We start from the raw sequence: 8,518 nt of genomic DNA, 5'->3' as shown, positions 1-8,518 counted from the left end.
GTTAATATTGCACGTATACGCAAAAAAATTACTGACCTCGGTAAAGAAGGTTTCATTACCACTAAGAAAGGATACGGGTATATCATTTTATGAGCTTTTCTCAATATATAAAAGATAAACGATTCTTTTTCATACTGTACTTCATATTAATGTTGTTTGTTTCATTAATTATGGTTGTAAACGATAGCCGGAATCTCGTTATTCAAAACCTGCTCTATACTCATGTTATGTGTCTCCTCTCCGTAAGTCTGTATATTACTATCGGATATTACTACCGGAGGTCTTTTTATGTGGAAATCAATGATCTAATAAAAAATCCGCACAAAGATCTCCCTGTAGAAATGCTTAAACCTCAAAATTATGAGCAAGCTTTATATGTCAAGATGATAAAAGGAGTGCATGACAATCATTGTAAGCAGCTTCAAAAGTTGATTGAAGAGAAAGTGGATCATCAAGATTTTATTATGTCATGGATTCATGAGGTAAAGATCCCAATTGCGGCAGGTAGCTTGCTTATTGAGAACAGTACGGGGAAAACAGTAGACTTTCTTGTAGATAAGTTTGAAGACGAGCTAAACAAAATTGACAATTATGTAGAACAGGCTCTTTATTATTCACGAATTGATTCGTTTTCTAAAGACTATTTCATTACAGATGTGCAGTTAAATCAAATCGTTAAACAAAGTGTAAAGAAATATGCCAAAATCTTTATCGCGAAACGGATTTACTTTCATATGGAGGAAGTACAGAAATTCGTACAAAGCGATAGTAAATGGCTTGCATTTATCATAGACCAGATTACAGCCAATGCCTTAAAGTATGTAAATGAAGGTGGAGAAATTTCTTTCCGTTTTGAAGAAGACAGTAAAGAAAAACGATTACTGATTCAAGATACTGGAATTGGAATTAAGCAAGAAGATATACACCGCGTATTTGAGAGAGGATTTACAGGTTCTACCGGAAGAATCCATATAAAATCTACTGGAATGGGCCTGTATCTTGCGAAACAAATGGCTTTGAAATTAGGGCATGATATTTCTATTCAGTCACAAGAAGCAATATATACAAAGGTCACCATCCATTTTCCAAAAACAAGAAATTCCCATCAATTCCTGTGAAGAGTAGACCGGAAATACCTTTAGAATACTTTTAAAAATATTAACGTTCTTAATGCATATGTGTACAAAATGATTTTTAAACCAGAACCTTATTAGGCAGTATTTTTTAACGAAATTTATATTTTGAAAATTTTATATGTGGTGGCCCATTTTTTTAAAGTTCATATTCCATATGTATAGAGATTTAGCCCATATTTTGCATAACAGGGGTCACCATATCATTCTGGGAAAATTGTACGCTAAGGGCTACAAAATCTTATCCTTACAGTATTTTTAAAGATAAATATATGTTCAGAAAGATAAAAACCTAAGTTTAATTGAACATTGATTTGTTTACACACTTTATGAACGTGATTATAGTCAGAAAACGTTGATATTATTGACTTTTACCATCTGTTCATAAATATAGGATTTTCTGGACAGATGTCTCTTAACGTACAGTAAATGCTTAAAATGTGTCTAAACGTACAAAATTCCCGAAATGATATGGTGAGGACTTGTAGCAATTAATACAAGTTCTTTTTGAGATAATGTCAATAATACAACTGGTTCGTATCAATTTGCTATTTTCATACTTTTGTAAAACTCGTTTTCACTATATGGTGACCCCTAATAGCCTGTTTACATTTGTACATATTAACAGATTAGTATTGCATAGATTGTAAAATTTGCCTAGGTAGAGCTAAATACTTTATGGTATTACTTAATGATTGTAGAGATGGCTTGTTTGTATACAAGTTGTTGTTTACCATGAACCATCATTAGGACGGTAAATTTATCTGTAGCAAGGATCTGCCCACGTACTGGAACGCCATTCTTTAAAAATACAGTAACTTCCCCTTTTTTCTCTTTCAATTGTTCATACATATCTTCTTGTATATTGTGCATATGGTTCCCTCCCTTTTTATAATCGTACCATTCTATAAGCGTTTTTAACCAATAGATACACAATGAAAATATGAAAAAACACAGGGATTCTTCCCCCTGTGTTTTTTCACTTTAACTCTAATACTTTTGTTACTATCTCACAATTTCTGTACTAGAGACTAATGTTTCACTTAATACTAGACTGTTCGTATCTTCAGGTGGATAAGACACAGATCTTGTTGTATTTATATCTGCAAACGACCAAGGTGTATTTATCGTTGTTCCATTAGTACGTTCAACATGATATTCAGTTACTAATATATATTTAGACCACGCTATTTCATGATCATAAGGATTATTAATTGTATAAGTATTTTTAGCCTGTGCCATTTCTTCATTTGTTTGACTGATAGTAATGTTTAATTCAGAAGTATATTGGGTACTTAATCCCAAGCTTTTATCTTTAAACTGAAGCCCTGCGTCGGCTCCTATCGTATTACTTACAGTTAATGAAGCTGTTTGTTGATCTGTTGTTGTTATACCATATGTTAAGTCATACTCTTGCGTTTCCCCTGGTGTAAGAGTAAGTGACTTAACTAATTTCCAATATTGTTTTTTGATATATGGATAATATGGATTCTCATTGACTTGATTCCCAATAGTCTCAGAATTATATTGTGGATCATTTACTGCAAAGAATGGCGCTAGTGTATAGGCTGTTACAACTGAATCTGTTGTGTCTGGTAGTAGATCGTCAATACTTGTGTATTGTGGTACAGGTGGAAGGTCCTGTGTCTCTACACTTGGGAGCGTTGTAAATTTTTCGACTTCCGTTGGCATCCATTTTTGACTATCAGAATTTTGCCACTCATATTGGTTAAGGTGATCCCCATCATCGGTTGCGTTATAGTCAACATCCGCATATTTCCCGCTATTTTTATTCTGAAAAGCAATATAACCTTCTTCTTTCTCTTCAGTATTCCATTGCTGACTGTCAGAATTTTGCCACTCATATTGATTAAGCATTGCACCGTTATCCTTTGAATTATTGACGACGTCCATCATTCTTCCACTAGCCCGATTAATTAAAACATAATATCCGCCATCCAAAGGATAGATTATCCATTTTTGACTATTATAATTCTGCCATTCATACTGATCAAGCCAAGCTCCATTATCCGTTGCGTTAGAATCAACATCCATATATTTTTGACTTTTATCATTCAAAATGCTGTAAACATAATCTTTTTTAAAATCCATATTTACCCACTCCCATTCGATAACTATCTTTAATTAAATAATAACAAACTTTTCCAAATAAAAATGTGTTTTGATTATTTCTCAATAAACAATATTACGTTGCAATTGTAGCAATGACTTGTTTTATAGACCAGTTGTTGCTTACCATGAGCCATCATAAAAACAGTAAATTTATCTATCGAGAACCAGGGTGAAATAATCATATAAGGGGTCTGTGTAGCAATATTTGTGAATTTGAAAGTAAACTTTTGATAAAAAGTTTACTTTAGAACTTACAATTGAAATTCAATATACAATGCTATGAACATTTACAATATAACTTTGGTCGGTTAATAAGAAAAACCACAGCAATTGTTGTGGTTTTTTTTATTGATGAAACTGAAAGCAAACTTCTATGTAAAAAGTTTACTTTCAGTTTATTGTATTATTACTGGCTAAGTAGTTTGGAGTTTCTTGTCCTATGTTCAAAAGGTTTAGACATTCATGCCCCGTTATTGAGACATGAAAGTACCTACAAAATTTATGATAATGGCTATTTATCAACGATTGTTCATGAGATTTTAGTTTAGACTTTTATCTCTTTCTACATGTATGTAGAAAGACATGAAAATAGATACTTTTTAGACAAGAAAGTGGATACTTCTATTTTATAAGGTGATTAAGAACCTCAACAGTCCACTTTTCTGGCAGTTCATTTTTTATAACCTAATAACTAAATGTAATTAAAGAATTTTATCTAAGCTCGTGTTTTAATCAGAATAGTATTACTCAATATTAATTTCTTCTAATACTATCGATGGATTAACACCGAATATAATGAAGTTTAAATTTGTAGTATGTATCAGTGTTCTATTCTTCCAGGAAGATGAAGTTCCAATATAAATAACATGGCCGAACATCATTCGTAGATATGGTAATAATATCTTTTAAAGGGATGGTAATCTCTGCTGATTGCCATGCAATCATTATACTATCTTGGGACTTTGTTATGCTAATTCTTGACATTTTATATCAATCCTTTATTAGTTTTAGATAAATAATTAACCTATTTTCTAAATTATTTTAAAACAATGCAATTATTATGATATATGGATTTTTGCTTATGTATGCAAAATTACATGTACAAACTCCTTATTTCTATTAAATACATAGCATAAATCGAAAATAAGATCCCCATAATTCCACCATTAAGCCCTAATATGTATTCTGTTGTTCTTCTCGAGATTGTCCCTCTTAAAATACATAATTATTCTATTGAAAGTAAAATACAATTCATTACTTTTATATTGATTTATAATTCTATGAATGAAAAAGCACTCTTTCGATTGCTTTTTCTACTACTGCTTAAAAAATTATGCTTTTCCACTCTTAAAACATATTATAAATAAATTATACTAACTACCTAAATTGAAATTATATAAAGATATAAAAATGTAATTTTATTTAAACAAATCTATTTTTAAACAACAAAGAAATTTTATATATGTTAGTTTAAGCTAGTCTCTTTCTAGAATTTTATCAAGGTATTTATTTAGAGAAATATTGAATACTTCTTTAAGAATCTGTTGATACTCTTCTTCATTTATAGTTCGTTTACTTTTTTGGCCTTTTCTAGTTTCTGTAAAACTTTTTTTAGTAAGTGAAATATGTCCATCTTCAATTAATTTGCAGACAATGTATCCTTTGTTAAAAGGTGATTCGGGGTGCTCTACAATAATATTCTGTATAGCATTTACTTTGTTGGAATCAATTTCATTTAATGAAAACGCAAACCCAGTACACCATGTATTAGTAGGTTCAGAATTAAGGAATTGAGCACTCTCCCCATTTTCTCCTTTTTTCATTTCAAGTAGGTAAGTTCCTTTTTCAGTATTCTGTTTACGAATACGATATTTTCCCGTTTGAGATGAGATCACTTCACCGCTAAATGGAACTGGGTGCAATGGAAGATGTGAGGCAAGTCCCCCATCTACAATGTATTTTTGATTATTATAATTTAAAATAATAATTACATGTCCATCGTCAGGTTTCCATTTACCACCACCTAAATCGTAGACTGTACCAGATATGCGATAGACATCAAATCCACAATCAAGTAAAAAATAATATAATAGTGTATTAAGCTCGTAACATAGTCCTCCGCGTTGAGTTAGGAGTAATTTTTCTTGAACATTCTTTCTAGTAATTTTTCGGGTATTTTTGTCCATAACGTCTAAATTTTCATAAGGTATTACATATGCCATTTGCTGAAGAATTTCATGTAAATTTTCAAAGCTTACATCTTTTTTCGGAGTTATCTGTAGCCGTGAGAAAAATTTTTTTTGTAAATCAGTCAACACTGTATATAACCTCCCATTTATAGAAAATTTAACCATTGAACATAATGATACACTAAATAAATATATAATCAAGTGTAATAAAAACAAATCAAGTTATTTTATGGCTTGTTTTTACATAAGAAGCCTCACCATATCAAAAAAAGAAAATTGTAAGCTTAGACATAATTCAGGCAAACTTTCATTTTCTATTGATGTTCTTCTTATTTACAGGGCAATTAACTTTTGCTAGCTAATTTTTTAATTTCTGGAAAAATATAATTATTTATCCCTTTTCTCATATAGTATCTTTAATAATCATTTATGAAAAAGGCGAAAACAATACTATTGGTTTTATCTTCCCTTGTTGTTAAATACAGCAATGGTATCCCTGCTACTAAAATATAACCAAGCGCCATAAACGGCACTACAACTTGCGCTACGTTAACAATTCGCTTAACTCCACCAAATATAATAAGTGCTAATGCCGCTACTAATACCGCCCTCCTAAAACGGCGCATAATATATTGCGAAATGATATTCATAATAAAAGTAAACATAAATAACGTTGCACCTACAGCATACATGCTGTAATAAGTAATCGTTCCGTGCGGAGCATCACCTAAACTCTATTAATCATACCCGGTTGTAAACAAAGCTTCGTCTCCGTCCCTATTACTGTAACAACGTCAATCCAAGTGCACCCCATTGAACCACTATACGATTTCGAAGCAGTAAATGAAGTATCACTCAAATTATCCCCTGTAAATATATTCCCAGTATTATTAACGATAATAAATTCTTTAATACGTGCAGGCATACTTACACTCTACCTTTCCTTTATGAACCTAATGTACGTGTACTCGTCGCTAATGGCGGAAGAAACACTGATGTTCTAATCACAGCTTCTGGCTGTCGTTTCCCATTTAAAAAAACAGCCGCACTCGATCCTCCAGCACCAGCATATATTTTTGCCACAGCTAAAGGTGCGATATTATAACAGTCGCCGACATTAACAGCTCCTGTATTATTAATAATTTTTACTTTACGCATGTTAATTCCCATTTCGCCTCCCCCTTTTGTATACTGTATGCAAAAGAAAAAACTTGAAACAGACTCATTGATAGGTTGGGGCGGCGATAAATTAGAAACGAACTATCACGTTATAAAACCAAATGAACGATGGGCATACGATATTCTCATTCCACCTGCTGAAGTGAAAAGTAGTAAGTTAGAGGATTATGGAATATATGGAGCGAAAGTAATGGCACCAGCTTCTGGGACAGTTGTATCAATTAAAAATGATGAAATAGATTTAGTTCCGGGATCGGATGATTTTCAATCGATGGCGGGAAATCATATTTATTTACGACTGGATGAAACAGGTACATTTTTGTTTCTTGCCCATTTAAAGAAAGGATCAATTAAAGTGAGGGAAGGCGAACATGTAAATGAAGGAGAATTTCTTGCCCAAGTCGGTAACTCAGGAAGTTCAAGTGAGCCGCATTTACATATTCATCATCAAAGGCAGGATCCATCTAAGGTGAGCATATTTCTTTCGGAAGGATTACCACTTTATTTTCGAACTGAAAAAGGTGTGATGATGCCGGCGGGGTAATTACTAGTATATTACGTGCCTTTTTCCAAATGCCAATTAACATGGATTACTATTTTAAAGTAGGAGATACAGGGATTAGTATGATTGAACTTACGGATAAAGAAAAAGTAATTCATTTTATCAACGATACGAATCACTTAGAATGTATATAGTCGAAGATTCCATTATATAAAGTAAACGTCAAGTAACCCTAAAATATAGTACATCGTAAGTGTATTATATTTTAGGGTTACTTGACATTTGTTTCATTCATCATTTGAAGAAGATATAGTTGAAAAATCAAAAACACATTGGAAAATGGAATAACGTAGCAAATCTTTGTTAGAACTGGTAACTACTATGTAAGCTAGATTTTTAAGAATCTTTTCTGTTAAGTCCCAATCCATGTTTCTCACCTCCCTTACAAATATAATTATACCATACCTGTTGTTTATAATCAATAGGTATTGGTTAAATAATTGCTAACTAATGGATGATTAGGGTTAACCCATAATAGGGGTCTCGCCACATCGCTATCAAGCTAACAAAACAAAATTCCCCCTAAAATGAAAAAATACGCTATTCTTTCTGTAGAATCATAGGAAAGGATGGCGTTTTTTTAATTTTATAGATACTTTGTGGTAACCTCAAGTAGGAGGATTTAGCACAGTCAAATAATAATATATTTTGTCTAGAAAGGAGAATGTATTTTGAAATACACATTAAGAAAAAAATTAAGGGTGTTTTTTATAGGATTATTAGTACTAGTAATAATCGTTTCTATTTTCGTTTATTATAAGTTTTTAACACCTTCAGCAGATATTCAACAATACAAGGCGTATTATGCTCCAAAAACAACACAAAAAGTATTGAATCAAGGCGAGGTAAAGGTCACATTTTTAGGAACATCATCTTTACTATTTGATGATGGAAATACACAATTAATGATTGATGGTTTTATTTCTAGGCCATCCTTACCAAAAATGTTGTTCAGCAATATAAAAACAGATGAAGATAATGTGGATAAAGCAGGGACGAAAGTCGGGCTTAGTGATCCGGTGGTTCCGCATGGAAGGGCCATCGCTCAACGGATAAAAGCTACCCCGGGGATAACAGGCTTATCTCCCCCAAGAGTCCACATCGACGGGGAGGTTTGGCACCTCGATGTCGGCTCATCGCATCCTGGGGCTGTAGTCGGTCCCAAGGGTTGGGCTGTTCGCCCATTAAAGCGGTACGCGAGCTGGGTTCAGAACGTCGTGAGACAGTTCGATAAATCTCGGTTCGCTCCTTCTAAATGTGTGAATTCGATAAAATCGCCTACTTTTACCGGAACTTTACGGCATCAGCATTTTGTTGCTTAA

General features: G+C 32.7%; 7 protein-coding genes, 6 pseudogenes and 1 other annotated feature. Of the genes and pseudogenes, 4 read left to right on the top strand and 9 right to left on the bottom strand.

All coding sequences use genetic code 11. From position 1 onward, the window contains the following. Positions 1-93, top strand: a pseudogene (locus JFT89_RS00060) (DNA-binding response regulator); the annotation flags it as partial. Continuing rightward, positions 90-1,118 (top strand): sensor histidine kinase, encoded by a 1,029-nt coding sequence (locus JFT89_RS00055; RefSeq protein ID WP_201039327.1) that lies wholly within the window; start codon positions 90-92, stop codon positions 1,116-1,118. The pseudogene JFT89_RS00060 and the gene JFT89_RS00055, both read left to right, overlap by 4 nt. 699 nt (positions 1,119-1,817) lie before the next feature. Here the strand turns inward: JFT89_RS00055 and hfq are convergent. From hfq to JFT89_RS00020, 8 genes and pseudogenes are all read right to left on the bottom strand, one after another. Next, positions 1,818-2,006: an RNA chaperone Hfq gene (gene hfq / locus JFT89_RS00050; protein ID WP_201039326.1), complete on the bottom strand. Its 189-nt coding sequence runs from the start codon at positions 2,004-2,006 to the stop codon at positions 1,818-1,820. 132 nt (positions 2,007-2,138) lie between these two features. After that, entirely contained in the window at positions 2,139-3,245 is a 1,107-nt protein-coding gene (locus JFT89_RS00045) for an RICIN domain-containing protein (RefSeq protein WP_201039325.1), read from the bottom strand. 849 nt (positions 3,246-4,094) lie between these two features. Beyond that, a complete protein-coding gene (locus JFT89_RS30860; RefSeq protein ID WP_483862139.1) occupies positions 4,095-4,211 on the bottom strand; it encodes a hypothetical protein in 117 nt (38 codons plus the stop codon). A 530-nt stretch (positions 4,212-4,741) separates the two neighbouring features. After that, a complete protein-coding gene (locus tag JFT89_RS00040; RefSeq protein WP_201039324.1) occupies positions 4,742-5,584 on the bottom strand; it encodes an arylamine N-acetyltransferase family protein in 843 nt (280 codons plus the stop codon). A 368-nt stretch (positions 5,585-5,952) separates the two neighbouring features. Continuing rightward, positions 5,953-6,063 (bottom strand): annotated as a pseudogene (locus JFT89_RS30050) (alanine:cation symporter family protein); the annotation flags it as partial. Continuing rightward, positions 6,064-6,189 (bottom strand): annotated as a pseudogene (locus JFT89_RS30855) (phosphate ABC transporter permease subunit PstC); the annotation flags it as partial. A gap of 11 nt (positions 6,190-6,200) precedes the next feature. Further along, positions 6,201-6,380 (bottom strand): annotated as a pseudogene (locus JFT89_RS00025) (hypothetical protein); the annotation flags it as partial. A 20-nt stretch (positions 6,381-6,400) separates the two neighbouring features. Further along, the gene (locus tag JFT89_RS00020) at positions 6,401-6,625 is read right to left on the bottom strand and encodes a spore germination protein (RefSeq protein WP_002067672.1); all 225 of its coding nucleotides are present in this window, start codon (positions 6,623-6,625) and stop codon (positions 6,401-6,403) included. 55 nt (positions 6,626-6,680) lie between these two features. Between JFT89_RS00020 and JFT89_RS00015 the strand changes: the two are divergent. Beyond that, a pseudogene (locus JFT89_RS00015) lies at positions 6,681-7,178 on the top strand (M23 family metallopeptidase); the annotation flags it as partial. Further along, a pseudogene (locus JFT89_RS00010) lies at positions 7,169-7,330 on the top strand (histidine phosphatase family protein); the annotation flags it as partial. The pseudogenes JFT89_RS00015 and JFT89_RS00010, both read left to right, overlap by 10 nt. Before the next feature lie 93 nt (positions 7,331-7,423). Here the strand turns inward: JFT89_RS00010 and JFT89_RS00005 are convergent. After that, the gene (locus tag JFT89_RS00005) at positions 7,424-7,564 is read right to left on the bottom strand and encodes a hypothetical protein (RefSeq protein WP_201039328.1); all 141 of its coding nucleotides are present in this window, start codon (positions 7,562-7,564) and stop codon (positions 7,424-7,426) included. A 490-nt stretch (positions 7,565-8,054) separates the two neighbouring features. Next, positions 8,055-8,426: a sequence feature (23S ribosomal RNA rRNA prediction is too short), on the top strand. Positions 8,427-8,518 lie beyond the last annotated feature (92 nt).

Source organism: Bacillus sp. TH25, assembly GCF_016650935.1.
GTDB lineage: Bacteria > Bacillota > Bacilli > Bacillales > Bacillaceae_G > Bacillus_A > Bacillus_A mycoides.
The sequence above is the reverse complement of the archived record's forward strand: the minus strand, read 5'-3'. Positions and strand labels throughout refer to the sequence as shown.